We start from the raw sequence: 17160 nt of genomic DNA on the forward strand, positions 1-17160 counted from the left end.
CGCGATTTGACCGCCGCGGGCCGCGACGCGGGACCACGGGACTTTACAGGGGGGTCGGACACACATATATCGCCTGCCGCTGCCCCATGGGGACTTCCAACAACCGCAAGGCAGCCTCGTCGTCAACTACCGCCTTTGGAGGTCCCTTGAATTGCACAGCCATCATAACGCGCTGGGGCTAGCTACCGCCCCGACCGGCACCGCCCGCGGTGTCGAGATCGCAAAAGGACGCCCGGTTCAGCCGGTCACGCTCCTTCGTCCGCACGCCGCCCGGCGCGCCGCCCGATACTTCGTCGAGAAGTTTCCGGGAACGTCGATGTATGCGGTCAAGGCCAATCCGTCTCCCGAGCTGCTGGGCATCCTGTGGGACAGCGGCGTGACGCATTACGACGTCGCGTCGATCGCCGAGGTGCGCCTGGTCTCGGCCACTCTGCCCGAAGCGACGCTTTGCTTCATGCACCCGGTCAAGGCCGAGGAAGCGATCGAGGAGGCCTATTTCACGCACGGGGTGCGCACCTTCTCGCTCGACACGATGGACGAGCTGGGCAAGATCCTGCGCGCCACCAAAGGCGCCGCGGACCTCAACCTGTGCGTCAGGCTGCGTGTGTCGTCCGATCATTCGAAGCTCAGCCTCGCCTCCAAATTCGGCGCCGAGCCAGGAGAAACGAAGGAATTGCTGTTCGCGGCCCGCCAGGCGGCCGACGCGCTCGGCATCTGCTTCCATGTCGGCAGCCAGGCGATGACGCCCGCGGCTTATGCCGAAGCGATGGAGCGGGTGCGCGCGGCGATCGTCGAGGCGGCAGTCACGGTCGACATCGTCGATGTCGGCGGCGGCTTCCCCTCCGTCTATCCCGGCATGGAGCCGCCGCCGCTGGAAGCCTATTTCGCGGTCATCCACAATGCGTTCGAGAGCCTGCCCATCTCTTACTCGGCGGAATTGTGGTGCGAGCCCGGCCGGGCCTTGTGCGCGGAATATGCGAGCGTTCTGGTTCGGGTCGAGAAAAGGCGCGGCGACGAGCTCTACATCAACGACGGCGCCTATGGGGCGCTGTTCGATGCGGCGCATGTCGGCTGGCGATTCCCGGTCAAGCTGGTCCGCGAGGAAGCCTCCGAGACTCGCGAAATGGCGTTCAGTTTCTACGGCCCGACCTGCGACGATCTCGATCACATGACGGGCCCCTTCATGCTCCCCGCCGACGTCGCCGCCGGCGATTATATCGAGATCGGCATGCTCGGCGCTTATGGCTGCGCGATGCGGACCGGCTTCAACGGCTTCGGATCGGACCTGAGGGTCGTCGCCACGGACGAGCCGATGGCGACGCTGTACGCCGATGAGGAACGCCCGGCGGCCTCGAACGTCGTCACGCTGTAACGGCTGCTAATCGGCTAAGGCGTCACCCCGGCGAAGGCCGGGGTCTCGTCTCGCGCGCCGTGCCCCAATTCCACGAGATCCCGGCCTGCGCCGGGATGACGCTGACTTGAAGGAAGTACAATGAACGACGCCCCCATCAACGACACCCGCAAGGCGGAGCTTCTGTCAAGCGTGGTCGAGCATATCGACATCAAGAGCTTCGACGCGCGCCCGATCGTCGACGCGATGAAGAAGATGAGCTTCACCAGCCGCGACCTCGGCCGCGCGACCGACATCTACAACCAGATGCTGGCCGACCCCGATTGCGCGGTCATCCTGGTCGTCGCCGGCTCGACTTCGGCGGGCGGCTGCATGGACCTCTATGCCGACCTCGTCCGCCACAATATGGTCGATGCGATCGTCGCCACCGGCGCCACCATCGTCGATATGGATTTCTTCGAAGCGCTTGGCCACAAGCACTATCAAGCCCTTGAAATCCCCGACGACGACACTTTGCGCTCGCTCTATATCGATCGCATCTACGACACCTATATCGACGAGGAGAAGCTCCAGGAGACCGATCACACGATCGGCGACATCGCCAATTCGCTGGAGCCGCGCCCCTATTCCTCGCGCGCCTTCATCCGCGAGATGGGCAAATGGCTGATGACGCACGGCAAGAAGGACAACAGCCTGGTCAAGCTCGCCTACGAGCATGACGTGCCGATCTTCTGCCCCGCTTTCGTCGACAGCTCGGCCGGCTTCGGCCTGGTCAAGCATCAAGTTGATGCCATGAAGGCGGGTCGCCAATATATGGTCCTCGACGCCATCGCCGATTTCAGGGAGCTGACCAGCCTCAAGATCCAGGCCGGCACTACCGGCCTGCTGATGATCGGCGGCGGCGTGCCGAAGAATTTCGTCCAGGACACCGTCGTCTGCGCGGAGATCCTCGGCCACGACGATGTCGAGGTGCATAAATATGCGGTCCAGATCACCGTCGCCGACGTCCGTGACGGCGCCTGCTCCTCCTCGACGCTTCAGGAGGCGGCGAGCTGGGGCAAGGTGTCGACCGCGATGGAACAGATGGTGTTCGCCGAGGCGACCAGCGTCCTCCCGCTCCTCGCCTCCGACGCTTATCATCGCGGCCACTGGAAGACCCGCGCCAAGCGCGCCTTCGGCAAGATGTTCGACTGATTCCCTCCTCCCGGCGAACTGGGCTCGCCGGGAGAAATCACCGCCTGCCCCGCCGCCACTCCTCGCGCGTCTGCCCCCAGATGTCGACCGGATAGGCTTCGAAGGGCGGCGGCAGCTTGCCGGGGCCGCGGTTGACCGAGCCCAGCCGTTCGGCAAGTTTCTGCGAAGGCCGGTTGTCCGGGTCGATACAGTGGATCACGTCGGTCCAGCCCAGCCGGTCGAACGCCCAGTCGATGGTGGCGACGGCCGCTTCATAGGCGTAGCCCTGCCCCCACGCCGATCGGACGATACCCCAGCCGACCTCGCTCCCCGGCCATTGCTCCGGCTGCCACGGTCCGACCCGGCCGATCCACCGACCGCTCGCCTTCTCGATCAGCGAGAACATAGCGAAACCTTGTAGCGCCCATGAACCCGCCATCGCCGCCATGCCCCGCCAGGCCGCGGCGCGGGGGACCGGGCCGCCAATGAAGCGGGACGCTTCCGGATCCGCCATGAACTCGGCCCAGCCGTCAAAATCCGCTGCGGCTATCGGTCGCAGCAGCAGCCTTTCCGTCTCGATCCTCGGTTCCATCATCTCCCCCTTGTCTTGCGGGCCGCGCTGCGTCACCCTTGCTTCTTGTCAGGGGGAGACGAAAACATGCAACCCAGTCCTATTCTTGGCCCGATCGTGGCGCTGGTCGCCTGGTCGCTGGTGATGATGCTCTGGATGGCGGCGACGCGGCTTCCGGCGATGAGTCGCAAGGGCATCCGCATCGGCACGCTTGTCGGCGGTCGCGGCGCCGATCTCGACGGAGTCCTCGAGGACAGCATCCAGTGGAAGTCCCACAATTACGCCCATCTGATGGAGCAGCCGACGGTCTTCTACGCCGTCGCTTTGTCGCTGGCGCTGATGGACCAGGGCGACGGCCTCAACCTGACCCTCGCCTGGGTCTATGTCGGGCTTCGCATCGCCCACAGCCTGGTGCAGGCGATTTTCAACCGGGTGCTGGTCCGCTTCCTGCTCTTCCTCCTGTCGTCGCTGGCGCTGGTCGGGCTCACCGTCCACGCAGCGGCGGTGCTGTTGAACTCCTAGCGGGAGAAGCAGGCGGCCAGCTCGACATGGATCGACCAGCGGAACTGGCCGACCGGCCTCACCCAATCGAGGCGATAGCCGCCCTCCACCAGCATCTTCGCGTCACGGGCGAAGGTGCTCGGGTTGCACGAGACATAGGCGACGCGCGGCACGGCGCACCGTGCGAGCAGCGCCACCTGCTCCTTGGCGCCGGCGCGGGGGGGATCGAGGACGACGGCTTCGAAGCGGCCGAGTTCCTTCTCGTCCAGCGGGCGGCGGAAGAGATCGCGATGGTCGACGAAAACCGGCCGCTGGGCTCGGTTCGCGGCGCCCTTCAGCGCCAGCGCCGCGTCGCGGTCGCCTTCGACGGCGAGGCTGCGGCCCTCCAGGGACAAAGCGAAGGTGCCGAGTCCGGCGAACAGGTCGGCGACGGTTAGCGCCTCACCCACGGCCTCGCGGACGGCGGCGATCAGCGCCGCCTCGCCTTCCGCCGTCGCCTGGAGGAAGGCGCCGTAGGGCAGCGGCACGGCGATGCCGCCGAGCGTGACCGTCACCGGCTCGGGCTCCCAGCGCGTCTGCGGGCCGTAGCCGTCGTCCAGCGCCAGGCGGGCGAGGCGGTGGGTCTCGGCGAAGGCGGCGAGCGCCTCGTTCGCCTTCAGGCCATCAACATTCACCTTTTCGAGCAATATGTCGGCGCCCTGATCGGCCAGGATCATGCGGACCCCGCCGCCGCCGCGCGGGCCGAGCAATTCGCCCATCAGCTTGCGCAGCGGCGCGACCAGAGCGAACAATTCGCGGCGCAGGATGTGGCATTCACGCATGTCGATGATGCGGTGGCTCTTCTCGGCGTTAAATCCGAGCAGCACGAAATTCCCCTTCCGCTCGGCCCGGAGCGACGCTCGCCGGCGGCTGACCGGCGGCGAGATATGGGGCGGCTGGATGTCGGGCGCGGAGATTCCCTGCGCCGCCAGCGCGGAGGCGATACGGTCGGCGAGGAAGACGGCATAGGCCTCGTCGTCGATATGCTGGAGCTGACAGCCCCCGCATTCGGGGAAATGCCGGCAAGGCGGGACCGCGCGATGCGGGCCGGGCAAGGCGATGCCGCCCGGCTGGACCATGTCTCCGGGCGCGGTGAAGGGGAGGTGACGCCCGCTCTCAGTGACGCCCTCCCCTCGCGCCGCGATACGGACGACGGTGTCGGTCATCGGCACTCGGCCAAGGCGGAGGGAAGGCAGGCGAGCATATCGTCCGCGATCAGATATGGCCCGGCCATCTCGGCGGCGCGGCCGTGCAGCCAGACACCGGCGCAGGCTGCCTCGAAAGCATCGAGCCCGCGCGCCCGCATCGCCGCGACGATGCCGGCGAGGACGTCCCCCGTGCCCGCGCTGGCGAGCCAGTGCGACGCAGGGCGCGCGACGGCGGCACGGCCGTCCGGCGCGGCGACCACCGTATCCGCGCCCTTGAAGATGACCACGGCCCCGGCACGCGTAGCCGCCGCCCGGGCCTGCTCGACCTTGCTTCCGGGAAGCGATCCGAACAGGCGGGCGAACTCGCCGGCATGGGGGGTGAGGATCGGCGTCCGGCTCCATTGCGGGTACGGATGGCCGGCGAGCAGGGTCAAGGCATCGCCGTCGATCACCAGCGGGCGATTCGATTCGAACGCCTGTCGGAGCAATTCCTTTGCTTCCCCCGTCCTCCCAAGTCCGGGGCCGATGACGATGGCATCGATACGCTCATCCTCATGCGGGTCCGGCCCCTGCACGACCGCGCTGGGAAGCGCCGCGACCAATCGCGATGCGACCAGGCGAACATAGCCCGCGCCAGTCCTCGCGGCCGCCGTGGCGGCGAGCGCGATGGCGCCCTCCATCTCGCCAGCGACCAGGGCCACATAGCCTCGCCTATATTTGTGATCGTCGGGGCCGGGTGCGGCGAGGCTCGGCCGCTCTATCAGCCAAAGGTTGCTCGTCGCCGCGATGCCGATATCGGCGACCGCGATGCGGCCCATGTGGCGCGCCGCCGGCTGGAGGAGATGAGAGGGCTTGCGCGCCCCGAAGGTGATGGAGAGATCGTAATCCGGCACCGGAGAGAGGATGCGACCGTCGTCGGTGGCGACGCCGCTGGGCAGGTCGATCGCGACCCGGACCGCTGCTTCGCGAGCCAGACGCCCCAGAGCCCGCACGGTCGCGTCGTCGAGCGGCCGCGCAAGCCCGGTGCCGAACAAAGCGTCGATCAGCAAAGGCGCGTGGGACGCCTCGTCGAGAGGCTGGACTGTGCCGCGCCATTGGTCACGGGCCCATTTCGCGGCTTCGCTCTTCGGCTCGGCGAGCGCGGCGACCCGGACATCGACGCCCCGGTCGGCCAGATCGCGGGCAATCACATAGCCGTCGCCGCCATTATTGCCCGGCCCGCAAAGGACGAGGGTGGGGAGCGGCCCGCCGAAGCGCCATATCGCTTCGGCGGCGGCGGTGCCCGCACGCTCCATCAGGGCCTCGACGGAATCGCCGGCATCGATCGCCCGCTGCTCGGCGGCGCGCATCTCCTCCGCCGTCAGGATGAAGCTCATCGGCCCTTGACGCTCGCCGGCAGGCGGTAGCGGTCGCCGGCCACGGCGACCTCGATTCGATCATCGGCGATTACCGACACGGTCGCCGGCTCCGCCCCGTCGGCGGCGACCACGCCGCGCCCGTCGGTGGCGACGAGGAACCGGCGGAAGCCGCCGCTCGGATGGCGCAGGACAAGCGATACCTCTCCGCCGCCGCTGATCCGCTCGATAGTGCAGACCCGACCAAGTTCCGCCGCGCCCTCGACCGCGCAGTCGATGCGCCCATCCTCGGCGGCCCGCGCATCGGCCTCGGCAAAGGCCTCCTGCGTCGCTTGGCCGGAATCGCCGCAAGCGGCGGCCAGGAGCATGGCAGCGAGAGCGAAGCCGGTCTTCATCCGCCGCTGTTTGAGCCATGCGCCCGCCTCAGGCAAGGGAGCCGGAGCGAAAGTCCCGGCCTATTTAGGCCGCGCGCGATAGGCGGCCAGCCGCTGGACCAGCGCCTCCGAGCCGAGCAAGGCGTCGAACGCGCGGTCCTGCGCCCCGTCTTGCAAAACTCCCGACGCCGCCAGAGCGATGCCGCGCTTCAGCATCGCGATGCTTTTGTCATCGTTAGCGACGACGGCATCGGCGAACGCGTCCGCCGCCGCTTCCACATCGTCGCACATCAGTTCGGCCAGACCGATCCTGACGGCCTCCTCGTCGTCGATCGCACCCGCGCCGAACAGGAGGCGCGCGGCGTGGCCGGGACCGACCAAAGCCACCAGCCGGTGCACGTCTTCCTGGGGATAGCCGATGCCGAGCTTGGCCGGCGTGATCGCGAAGCGCGCGGCGGGTCCGGCGATGCGGATGTCGCAGGCCATGGCGAGCGCCACGCCGGCGCCGTAGCAGGCGCCGTCGACCATTGCGACGGTCGGAATGGCCAGCCCCCGCAACATGTCGAGGCCGTACCGAATCGCCTCTCGAAAGGCGCTGCGCGCGGCCTCATCCTCCCGGAAGCGGGGGAAGTCGGCGATATCGGCGCCCGCGCAGAAGGCTCCCTCGGCCTTGGCGCCCACAAGGAGAATTCTGGCGCTCGATCCCGCGGCGGCGGCGTGGGTAGCGAGTTCACCCCAGCCGGACAGCGAAACGGCGTTGCGCGCCTCGGGGCGGTTCAGGCGAAGCCGGGCGATGGCGCCCGTGACGGTGAGGTCGAACATGCAAGGCGGGTTGCCGGGAACGGAGCGCTTTGTCACCACCGGGGGCATAAAAAAGGCCGGGCGCCTGAAAGAGGCGGCCCGGCCTTACACGGGTGCATGGCGCCCGCTCCCGCGAGGGAGCGGGGACCATGCGCGGATGTCAGTGCGGCCAGGGACCGCGCTTCGACCCGTCCGGGGATCGAAGGAGCAAGAGGCGTGCCACGACGGGGAGCTGCGGATGACGATGGTTAAGCCGCTGAAAAAGCTGTGCCGTTCCGGGAGACGCGGGTCATCTGAGACGAGTCGCGAGCTGCCACCAATCCGGGCGATCGGCCGCGATCGACCCCTGCGCTCCGTCTCGCGCGGCCTCCGTTTCGAATAGAGCGAAGCAGGTCGCGCCCGATCCGGACATGCGGGAGACGATGATACCGGGCGCGCCGGCCAGGCGGGCGAGGATTTCGCCTATCGCCGGCGCCAGGCTCCGCGCGGGCGCTTCGAGATCGTTGCGTCCCTCGATCGCCGTGGCGAGCGGAGACGCGATCGGCAACGGTCCGCGATCGACGCCATCCCACGCTGAAAACACCGCCGCGGTCGAAACGGGAATGCCGGGGTTGACCAGCAAGGCCGGCGTTCCGGCGAGGCCGGATCCATCCTGCGACGAAAGCCTGTCGCCTCTGCCTTCGCCGCGCGCGGTCTGGCTCGCGAGGCAGGCGGGAACGTCGGCGCCGAGGGTGGCGGCGATGGTGAGCAAGGCCGCCTCGTCCGCATCGATTTTCCACCAGCGGGCCAGCAGGCGCAGGGTGGCGGCGGCATCGGCCGAACCGCCGCCAATGCCCGAGGCGACCGGCAGGCGCTTGTCGAGCGCGAGAGCGGCGCCGCGTATAACGCCATATTCGCGGCGGAAGGCCTCGGCGGCGCGCTGGACGAGATTGTCGGAGGCATCCCCCAGCTCGGGCGCGAAGGGACCGGTGACGGTGAGCGTGAGACCCGCGCCCTCGGCGACGCTCAGGCTGTCCCCATCCTCGCAAAAAGCAAACAGGGTCTCGATGCGATGATAGCCGTCCGGCGCCCTCCCCCGCACGTGCAGCGCCAGGTTGATCTTGGCGTAGGCGGTCTCGCGCATCAGGGAGAAGCGAGCTTCGGAGTCAGGCCGGTCTCCAGCTTGGCGCGAAGGCGCGCGGCATCCTCGTCCTCGGCGTAGATCAGGGCCGCCTCCCAGGCATAGCGCGCCTCGTAGCGGCGGCCCGCGCTGTAATATGCGTCACCGAGATGTTCGTTGATCGCCGGATCGGCGGGCTGCCCGACGACCGCCTTTTCGAGCAGCTGGATCGCCTGGGGCAGATTGCCGCGCAGATAATGCGCCCAGCCCAGCGAGTCGGTGATCTCCGCGCTGTCGGGCTGGAGCCGGCTCGCTTCGGCGATCAGCCGCATCGCCTCCTCGATATTCTCCCGCCGCTCCAGCTGCGCATAGCCCAAATAATTGAGCACGATCGGCTGCTGAGGCGCCAGGCGATAGGCGGCTTCGAGCGCGGCCTTGGCCTCCGCCCAGTCGCCGGCTTGCTCCAGCACCCCGCCGCGGAGCAGCCACAAAGCCCATTCATTCTCCTGCCCCCTGGCGAGCGCCAGCGCCTCGGCATAGGCGGCGGCGGCTTCGTCCAGCCGTTTCAACCCGCCATAGAGATCGCCAAGCCGGGTCCATTCGGCGGCGGCCGGCGGCCCGGACGCCACCGCGGCCCGCGCATCGGCGAGCGCCTTCTCGGCCTGGCCGGTAGCCACGAGCAACCTGATCCGGCTCTCGCTCACAATGGCAGCGAAAGGATCGCCCGGCGGGATGTGGGCCAGGACTTCGAGTGCCGCCGCTTCCTGCTCGCGGGCTGCGAATATCTCGCTGGTGACGAGCCAGGTCTCGCTATTTTCGGGCGCGAGGAAGGTGGCGAGGCGCGCATAGGTAAGCGCCAGCGAACTCACATTCTGGCGGTGCAGGTCAATGGCGACCCGCACCAGGAATTCGGCGATGCCGGCGGACGCGCCGTCGATCGCGCCGGGAATGGGTTCGCGCTTCTCGAGCAGCGCCCGCGCGGCGACGAGCGGCGCCTCGTCTCCCTGAAGCAAGATGGCGGCCGCCTTGCGATCATTGTTGTCGGCGAGCCAGGCGGCGCCGGCGATGCGCAGGCGGCTGGCGCGCCCGCCGCCGCCCTCGGCCATCGCCACCAATCCGGCGACGCCTTCCTTCCTGTTGCCCTGGGCGAGCAGGATCAGCGGGCGGTGCTCCGCGACGTACGCCCCCGCGATCGGGTCGTCCGCCGCCGCGTCGAGGATCGCGATCGGGTCGCCGTCACCGGTTTCGAAGGCGAGCCAGGCGCGCAGCACCGGGGCCATGAAGGCGAATATCTCGTCTTTCTCGATGGCGTCGATGTGCAGCGTTGCCGCTTTCCAGTCGCGGGTGCGCAAAGCCTCGGTGAGCAGCAGCAGCCTGATGTCCGGAGCGAGCAAGCCGGCCTTTTCGAGGATGCGAGCGGATCGAACCGCCAGCGCCGGATCGCCGGCCTCGACCGCCTGGCCGAGCGCGCGGGCGGCGAGTATCTCATTCTGCGGCGCCAGCGCGAGAACCGCCGCATAGCCCTGCGACGCCCGGTCGGCGGCGCCGATCGTATCGGCCGCCCGCGCCTGGACATAGGCGCTGAGCAGAGCATGGTCTTCGCGGCTTGCCTCGGCCGCGCTCAAGGGGAGGATCAGCGCGCCGGCGAGAAGGCCGTAGAAGCCGGATTTACATATTGGGATAGTTGGGGCCTCCTCCGCCTTCCGGCACAACCCAGTTGATGTTCTGGGTCGGATCCTTGATGTCGCACGTCTTGCAATGAACGCAATTCTGGGCGTTGATCTGGAGGCGGGGCCTGCCCTCCTCCACACCCACGATCTCGTAAACGCCCGCCGGGCAATAACGCTGCTCGGGCGCGTCATATTCGGCGAGATTCACCTCTATCGGTACATCCGCATTCTTGAGCGTCAGGTGAACCGGCTGATCCTCCTCGTGATTGGTGTTGGACAGAAACACCGAGGAGAGGCGATCGAAGCTGATAACGCCGTCGGGCCTGGGATAGGCGATCGGCTTCGCCTGGTCCTTGCGCAGCAGGGTCTCGTTATCGGGATGATGCTTCATCGTGAAGGGAAGACCGATATGGAGCTGCCGCATCCACATGTCGGCGCCGGCGAGCAAGGTGCCCCATGTGCCGCCATATTTGGCCACCATCGGCTCGACGTTGCGGACCATCTTCAATTCGTCCGCGACCCAGCTTGAACGGAGATTGTCGTCATAGGCCTGGAGCGCGTCGCACTCGCGTCCGGCGGCGACCGCCTCGAACGCGGCCTCGGCGGCCAGCATTCCCGATTTCATCGCGGTATGGCTGCCCTTGATGCGGGGCACGTTGACGAAGCCGGCAGAGCAGCCGATCAGCGCGCCGCCTTCGAACGCGAGCTTGGGCACTGCCTGCCAGCCGCCCTCGTTGATCGCGCGCGCGCCGTAGCTGACGCGCTTGCCCCCTTCGAGGATCGCGCGGATGTCCGGATGCTGCTTCCAGCGCTGGAATTCCTCGAACGGATTGAGGTGCGGGTTCCTGTAATTGAGCGCGACGACGAAGCCCAAGGCGACCTGTCCCGCCTCCTGATGGTAGAGGAACCCCCCGCCCCAGGCATCGTCGAGCGGCCATCCCTGGGTATGGATGACGCGGCCGGGGACATGCTTGCCGGGCTCGACATCCCACAATTCTTTCAACCCGATTCCATAGACTTGCGGCTGGCTTTCGGAATCGAGCTTGAAGATGCGCTTCAGTTCCTTGGTGAGGTGGCCGCGGGCGCCCTCGGCGAAGAAAGTATATTTGCCGTGCAGTTCCATTCCGGGCTGGTAATCGGGCTTGCGGGTGCCGTCGCGAGCGACCCCCATGTCGCCGGTGGCGACGCCCTTCACGGCGCCATTGTCGTGGAACAGCACTTCCGCCGCCGCGAAACCTGGAAAGACCTCGACGCCCAGGGCTTCGGCCTGGCCGGCGAGCCAGCGGCAGAAATTGCCGAGCGAGCAGGTGAAGGTGCCCTTGTTGTTCATGAAGGGCGGCATCATCAGATGCGGCATTCCGTATTTCTTCGTCTCGGTGAGCACCCAATGGTGGTTCTCGGTCACCGGAACGGTAAGCGGGCTGCCCAGCTCCTTCCAGTTGGGCAGCAATTCATCGAGCGCGCGCGGATCGATCACCGCGCCGGAAAGGATATGCGCCCCGACCTCGGACCCCTTTTCCAGGATGCAGACGGAGAGCTCGCGCCCCGCCCTTTCGGCGAGCTGCTTCAGGCGGATGCCGGCGGCCAGGCCGGCCGGGCCGGCGCCGACAATCACCACGTCATAGGCCATGGATTCGCGTTCGCTCATTCGCCTCTCCGTTCCGCCGCCGTTCCTTCGTCGCAAACGGCCAACGTCTGGCAGATAAGCGGCCAGATTGCGGTTGACCACCCCGCAATAGCCTGACTCTATGGGCGGCTGTGGAGCGGGGAGACCATCCATATTCCCCGGCGGCCGCGCTCAGCGCGCTGCAATGGTGGGCCGATGCGGGCGTCGACGTGATTGTCGACGAAGCCCCGCGCGACTGGTTGCGCCCGCAGACCAGGCCGACCGCTCCGATGAAACCCCAGCCGCCGGCGGACGCCCCCCCCGATCAGCTGGAGCTGTTCCAGGCCTGGCTCAGGGACCATGCCGCCCTCCCCTTCGCTTCACCCGCGGCGCCGCGCATCTGCCCGTCGGGCGATCCGGCGGCGGGACTGATGATCCTGACCGACATGCCGGCAGGCGAGGATTGCGCGTCGGGGACATTGCTTTCCGGCGAGGCGGGACGGCTGTTCGACCGGATGATGGCGGCGATCGGGCGCGACCGGGCCTCGCTCTATCTCGCCTCGCTGTCCTGCCTGCGCTCGCCGGACGGCCGTTTGACCGGCGAGGCGGCCAACAGGTGCGCCACCCTGGCGCGGCACCATGTCGGCCTGGCCGACCCCAAGGCTCTGCTCATTTTCGGAGACGCGGTCTCCAAGGCCTTGCTCGGCCTCTCGATGGCGCAGGCGCGCGGCCGGTGGCACGAGATCGCCACCCATGCGGGGCTCATCCCGACTTTGGTGACCATCCCTCCCTCCTACCTGCTCAACCAACCATCGGCGAAGGCGCTCGCCTGGGCCGATCTGCAAATGCTCGCCGAAGGATTGAACCGATGACCATGCTTCGCGCCCTGCTGCTGGCGGCGGCCGCCGCGCTTCCGGCGGCGCCGGCGATAGCCATCGACGCCAGCCCGAGCCGCAGCAGCGATTTGCGCCGCAGTGAGCCGTCGGTGCTCAGCGCGTCGGAACGCAGCAATTATCGCGAAGTCTTCGCGGGGCTTGATCGAGGCGACTGGGCGGGCGCCGCCGCCCGCCTCTCCGGGATGCGCAACGGCCCGCTTCACGCCGCGGCCACGGCCGAACTCTACCTCGCCAAGGGCTCTCCCGTCGTTTCGCTCCCGCAGTTGATGACTTTGCTCGAGCGAGCGCCGGAATTGCCGCAGGCCGCGCAGCTCGGACGGCTGGCGGAGAGGCGCGGCGCCGAGACCTTGCCCCGCCTCCCCGAAGCGCAGAATCTGGTCTGGGCCGGAAGCCAGCCGCGCCGGGCCCGGGCGCGGGGCGTCGAAGGCGATCCCGTCGCCGCGCAGATCGAAGCGCGCATCCAGTCCCTGATCGTCGAGGATCAGCCGGGCGCGGCCGAAGCTTTGCTGAACGAGAAATTCCACGCCCTCACCCCCGGAGCGCGCACCGAATTCCAGCAGCGCATCGCCTGGTCTTATTATCTGACCGAGAATGACCGGACGGCCCGGCGCCTGGCCGATACGGCGCGGAGCGGCAGCGGCGAATGGGCGCTGCATGCCGCCTGGATCTCCGGCCTCGCCTCCTGGCGGATGGGCGATTGCGCGTCCGCGGCCGACGCCTTCGCCTCGGTCGGCGCCCGCTCCGGCGATCCCGAACTGATGGCGGCCGGCCATTATTGGGCGGCGCGCGCGGACATGAAATGCGCGCGGCCGGAACGGGTCCAGGCGCGGCTGCGGAGCGCGGCCCGGCTCAAGGAAACCTTCTACGGCTTGCTCGCCGCCAGCGCGCTCGGCATCCGCGCGCCCGATTTTCCGGGCCTCCACGATTATCGCGACGCCGAATGGCGCAAGATCGCGCGCAAGCCCAATGTCGAAGCCGCCATCGCGCTTGCCGAAATTGGCGAGACGGCGCTCGCGGACGAGTTTATCAAGCATCAGGCGCGGATCGGCGGGCGCGACGAGCATGAGGCGCTGCTCCACCTCGCCGCCGACCTCAACCTTCCCTCCACCCAATATTGGCTCGCGCACAACGCGCCGCGCGGCGCACACGTGAACATGGCCGCCCGCTATCCACGGCCCGACTGGCAGCCGTCGCGCGGCTGGCGGGTCGACCAGGCGCTGGCCTTCGCCCACGCGCTCCAGGAATCGAGCTTCCGAACCGCCGTGGTCAGCCCCGCCGGAGCGCGCGGCCTGATGCAGGTGCGCCCCGGCACCGCCGGCGACATCGCCCGCGCCCGGGGCGATGCCTTCAGTCCGGACCAGCTCAGCAATCCGGCGGCCAATCTCGAATATGGCCAGAGCTATCTCGAATATCTGCGCGGCCATCACGGCACCGGCGGGCTGCTGCCCAAAGTCATCGCCGCCTATAATGCCGGGCCGGCCCCGATCTCCGAATGGAACACCCGCCGCTTCGGCGAGGGCGATCCTTTGCTCTACATCGAATCGATTCCCTATTGGGAAACGCGCGGCTACGTGCCGATCGTGCTGCGCAATTACTGGATCTACGAACAGCAGGCCGGCAAGGAATCCTCCAGCCGCGAGGCGCTTGCCCAGGGGATGTGGCCGCGCTTTCCGGGTCTTCCCGGCGCAACCGCCGTTCGGTTGGGGCAGCCCAGTTCCGCAGTTGCCGCCCACGGCAGCGACTAGCTTCGTTCTTGCTATGTTCCGATTGAAGGCGTAGACATTCGGGATGCACGGTCCCGATGTCCGCCACGGCCGAGGCGCGCCCGAGAACAGGATTCCGACCCGCTTCGGCCTAGCGGCGCGAGAGGCCGACGGCGACTGGCTCGACGCGCGCGAGGCGCTGGACGGCGGCCCGCCGCCGCTCCGCACCAGCGTGACGATCGAGAAGCCGAAGACGATCATCACCCGCAACACGTCCCCCGACATCGGCTTCGACCGGTCGATCAACGCTTATCGAGGGTGCGAGCATGGCTGCATCTATTGCTTCGCGCGACCGACCCACGCTTTTCACGATCTGTCTCCTGGCCTCGATTTCGAATCGAAATTGTTCGCCAAGCCGGACGCGGCGGAGTTGCTGCGCAAGGAATTGGCGCGCCCGGGTTACAGCCCGCGCCCGATCGCGATGGGAACCAACACCGATCCCTATCAGCCGATCGAGGGGCGCTACGGGATAACGCGCTCGTGCATCGAAGTCTTGCTGGAGACGCGGCATCCGCTGACGATCACCACCAAGTCCGACCGGGTGCTGCGCGACCTGGACCTGCTCGTGCCGATGGCCGAGCAAGGATTGGTGAGCGTGGCCCTCTCGATCACGTCGCTGACACCGCACGTGTCGCGCACGCTGGAGCCTCGGGCTCCGTCGGGGCGCAAACGCCTGGCGGCGGTGAAGGCGCTGAGCGAGGCGGGCGTCACCGCCTGGGTGGCGATCGCCCCGGTCATCCCCGCCGTCACCGACCATGAGTTGGAGCATATCGTCGAGGCCGCCGCTTTGGCCGGCGCCAAGGGCTGCTTCTACCTGCCGGTACGCCTCCCCCACGAGGTCGCGCCGTTGTTCCGGGCGTGGCTGGACGAACATTATCCGGATCGGGTGGAGAAGGTCATGAGCATCATCCGGTCGATGCGCGGCGGAAAGGACAACGACCCGAACTGGTTCTCGCGGATGCGCGGCTCGGGGCCTTGGGCGGAGCTATTGCGCACACGCTTCCAGATCGCGGTCAGGAAGCACGGCCTCAACCAGGACAAGATGAAGCTCCGCGCCGATCTGTTCGAGCCGCCGCAGGGGGCGCAGTTGCGGTTATTGTAGGACCCGTCATCCCAGCGAAGGCTGGGATCCCAGGGAGAACAGTCACGGGCGGATATGCGGTGCGAACTCCCGCTGGGGCCCCAGCCTTCGCTGGGGCGACGTACCTAAGCCGCTGCCAGCTTATAGTCCTTATACTGGTCCCGAAGCGCGGTCTTGAGCAGCTTTCCCGTTGCCGTATGCGGAAGGCTTTCGACAAAGACGATCTCGTCCGGCAGCCACCATCGGGCCACCTGGCTCGACAGATGCGCGATGATTTCCTGCGGCGTCACGTTCGATCCTTCCTTGCGCACCACCAGCAGCAGCGGCCTTTCGTCCCACTTCGGATGATGCACGCCCACCGCCGCCGCTTCGGCGACGCCGGGGCAACCCACGGCGGCATTCTCGAGCTCGATCGAGCTGATCCATTCGCCGCCGGACTTGATGACGTCCTTCGATCGGTCGGTGATCTGCATCACGCCGTCGGGGTGGAGGATGGCGACGTCGCCGGTGTCGAACCAGCCGTCGGCGTCGATCGCCGGCTGCTCCTCCTTGAAATATTGCTTGATGACCCAGGGGCCGCGCACCTGCAGCCGGCCGGAAGTCGCGCCGTCGCGCGGCAGCACCTGCCCCTCGTCGTCGACGATCCGCATCTCGACCCCGAACGGCACCCGCCCCTGCTTGCAGATGAGGTCGATCTGCTGGTCGAAATCGAGCGTGTCCCAATCGTGCGGCCGGGCGCCGACCGTGCCGATCGGTGACATTTCCGTCATGCCCCAGGCATGGGCGACCGCGACGCCGCGCTTCTCGAAGAACTCGACCATCGCCCGGGGCGCGGCCGAGCCGCCGATCGTCACCGCCTTCAGATCGCCGAGATCGGAGCCGGTCTCATCGACATAGTGCATCAGGCCCAGCCACACAGTCGGCACGGCGGCGGTGTGGGTGACGCCTTCCTCGTGCATCAGGTCGCAGATCGCCTTGGGCGCATAATCGGCGGTGCAGACGAGCTTGCACCCGGCGATCGGAGCCGCGAAAGGCAGCCCCCACGCTGCCGCGTGGAACATCGGCACGATCGGCATCGCGACCGAACGGGCGCAGACGCCGAGCACATTGGGCTGCACCTCGGCCATGGCGTGGATGACGGTCGAGCGATGCTCGTAGAGCACGCCCTTCGGATTGCCGGTCGTGCCACTGGTGTAGCAGAGCATCGCCGGCTCGCGCTCGTCGCCTTCGACCCAGCTATAGGCGTCGCTCTCTGCGGCGATCATATGCTCGAATGCGCCGTCATCGAAGCAGACATAATGCTCGATCGTCTCGAACCGCGGCTTCAGCCGCTCGACGATGGAAGCGAAGGCGGCGTCGTAGAAGAGGATGCGGTCCTCGGCATGGTTGGCGATGTAGACGAGCTGATCGTCGAACAGGCGCGGGTTGATGGTGTGGAGGACGCCGCCCACGCCGATCGCGCCATACCAACAGGCGAGGTGGCGGCCATGGTTCATCGCCAGGGTCGCGATCCGGTCTCCGCGTTCGATGCCGAGCCGTTCCAGCGCATTGGCCAGCCTGCGGGCGTCGCGGGCTATGCCGATCCAATCGGTGCGAACGACATCGCCGGCCGCATAGCGCGAAACGATCTCACGCGTGCCATGCTCTTGCTCGGCGTGATCGAGCAGCCGCATGATCCGGAGCGGCCAATCCTGCATTCCACCGAGCATCCCACCCTCCCGCCGTCATTCCG

The 17160-nt window shown here is 67.7% G+C and carries 15 protein-coding genes; 6 read left to right on the forward strand and 9 right to left on the reverse strand.

Features of this window, described 5'->3' with window-relative positions; all coding sequences use genetic code 11:
• Positions 1-151 precede the first annotated feature (151 nt).
• Complete coding sequence (locus ACFQRC_RS02155; protein WP_379957280.1) at positions 152-1372, forward strand: type III PLP-dependent enzyme; 1221 nt, start codon at positions 152-154, stop codon at positions 1370-1372.
• Between the two features lie 120 nt (positions 1373-1492).
• On the forward strand, positions 1493-2545 hold the full coding sequence (locus tag ACFQRC_RS02160; protein WP_379957282.1) for a deoxyhypusine synthase: 1053 nt from the start codon (positions 1493-1495) through the stop codon (positions 2543-2545).
• A 37-nt stretch (positions 2546-2582) separates the two neighbouring features.
• On the opposite strand, the gene ACFQRC_RS02165 is transcribed toward ACFQRC_RS02160, so the two are convergent.
• The gene (locus tag ACFQRC_RS02165; protein WP_379957284.1) at positions 2583-3119 is read right to left on the reverse strand and encodes a GNAT family N-acetyltransferase; all 537 of its coding nucleotides are present in this window, start codon (positions 3117-3119) and stop codon (positions 2583-2585) included.
• A gap of 63 nt (positions 3120-3182) precedes the next feature.
• Here ACFQRC_RS02165 and ACFQRC_RS02170 point away from each other — a divergent pair, with 63 nt between their 5' ends.
• Positions 3183-3617 (forward strand): MAPEG family protein, encoded by a 435-nt coding sequence (locus tag ACFQRC_RS02170; RefSeq protein ID WP_379957286.1) that lies wholly within the window; start codon positions 3183-3185, stop codon positions 3615-3617.
• Here ACFQRC_RS02170 and ACFQRC_RS02175 read toward each other — a convergent pair.
• The 7 genes from ACFQRC_RS02175 to ACFQRC_RS02205 all read right to left on the reverse strand — a co-directional run bounded on the left by ACFQRC_RS02175 (position 3614) and on the right by ACFQRC_RS02205 (position 11730).
• The gene (locus ACFQRC_RS02175; protein WP_379957288.1) at positions 3614-4801 is read right to left on the reverse strand and encodes a class I SAM-dependent RNA methyltransferase; all 1188 of its coding nucleotides are present in this window, start codon (positions 4799-4801) and stop codon (positions 3614-3616) included. The genes ACFQRC_RS02170 and ACFQRC_RS02175 overlap by 4 nt on opposite strands.
• Positions 4798-6159 carry an NAD(P)H-hydrate dehydratase gene (locus tag ACFQRC_RS02180; protein WP_379957290.1) on the reverse strand — a complete coding sequence of 454 codons (1362 nt, stop codon included), beginning with the start codon at positions 6157-6159 and terminating at the stop codon, positions 4798-4800. The genes ACFQRC_RS02175 and ACFQRC_RS02180 overlap by 4 nt, the downstream gene beginning before the upstream one ends.
• Positions 6156-6533 carry a hypothetical protein gene (locus ACFQRC_RS02185; RefSeq protein ID WP_379957292.1) on the reverse strand — a complete coding sequence of 126 codons (378 nt, stop codon included), beginning with the start codon at positions 6531-6533 and terminating at the stop codon, positions 6156-6158. The genes ACFQRC_RS02180 and ACFQRC_RS02185 overlap by 4 nt, the downstream gene beginning before the upstream one ends.
• Before the next feature lie 60 nt (positions 6534-6593).
• Entirely contained in the window at positions 6594-7334 is a 741-nt protein-coding gene (locus ACFQRC_RS02190; protein ID WP_379957294.1) for an enoyl-CoA hydratase/isomerase family protein, read from the reverse strand.
• Positions 7335-7602: 268 nt separating this feature from the next.
• The gene (locus tag ACFQRC_RS02195; protein ID WP_379957296.1) at positions 7603-8436 is read right to left on the reverse strand and encodes a 4-(cytidine 5'-diphospho)-2-C-methyl-D-erythritol kinase; all 834 of its coding nucleotides are present in this window, start codon (positions 8434-8436) and stop codon (positions 7603-7605) included.
• Complete coding sequence (locus ACFQRC_RS02200) at positions 8436-10124, reverse strand: tetratricopeptide repeat protein (protein WP_379957298.1); 1689 nt, start codon at positions 10122-10124, stop codon at positions 8436-8438. Before ACFQRC_RS02200 ends, ACFQRC_RS02195 begins: the two co-directional genes overlap by 1 nt.
• Positions 10081-11730: an electron transfer flavoprotein-ubiquinone oxidoreductase gene (locus ACFQRC_RS02205; RefSeq protein ID WP_379957300.1), complete on the reverse strand. Its 1650-nt coding sequence runs from the start codon at positions 11728-11730 to the stop codon at positions 10081-10083. Before ACFQRC_RS02205 ends, ACFQRC_RS02200 begins: the two co-directional genes overlap by 44 nt.
• 110 nt (positions 11731-11840) lie before the next feature.
• Between ACFQRC_RS02205 and ACFQRC_RS02210 the strand changes: the two genes are divergently transcribed.
• The 3 genes from ACFQRC_RS02210 to ACFQRC_RS02220 are packed head-to-tail and all read left to right on the forward strand — an operon-like array spanning position 11841 to position 15449.
• Positions 11841-12560, forward strand: coding sequence for a uracil-DNA glycosylase (locus ACFQRC_RS02210; protein ID WP_379957302.1), 720 nt, complete (start codon positions 11841-11843; stop codon positions 12558-12560).
• Positions 12557-14329 carry a lytic transglycosylase domain-containing protein gene (locus tag ACFQRC_RS02215; protein WP_379957304.1) on the forward strand — a complete coding sequence of 591 codons (1773 nt, stop codon included), beginning with the start codon at positions 12557-12559 and terminating at the stop codon, positions 14327-14329. Before ACFQRC_RS02210 ends, ACFQRC_RS02215 begins: the two co-directional genes overlap by 4 nt.
• Positions 14330-14372: 43 nt before the next feature.
• Positions 14373-15449 (forward strand): PA0069 family radical SAM protein, encoded by a 1077-nt coding sequence (locus ACFQRC_RS02220; protein WP_379957306.1) that lies wholly within the window; start codon positions 14373-14375, stop codon positions 15447-15449.
• 104 nt (positions 15450-15553) lie between these two features.
• Here the strand turns inward: ACFQRC_RS02220 and ACFQRC_RS02225 are convergent, their stop codons facing one another.
• Positions 15554-17137 (reverse strand): long-chain fatty acid--CoA ligase, encoded by a 1584-nt coding sequence (locus ACFQRC_RS02225; RefSeq protein WP_379957308.1) that lies wholly within the window; start codon positions 17135-17137, stop codon positions 15554-15556.
• Positions 17138-17160 lie beyond the last annotated feature (23 nt).

Source organism: Enterovirga sp. GCM10030262 (genome assembly GCF_042666435.1).
In the GTDB taxonomy this organism is placed as follows: Bacteria; Pseudomonadota; Alphaproteobacteria; order Sphingomonadales; family Sphingomonadaceae; genus Allosphingosinicella.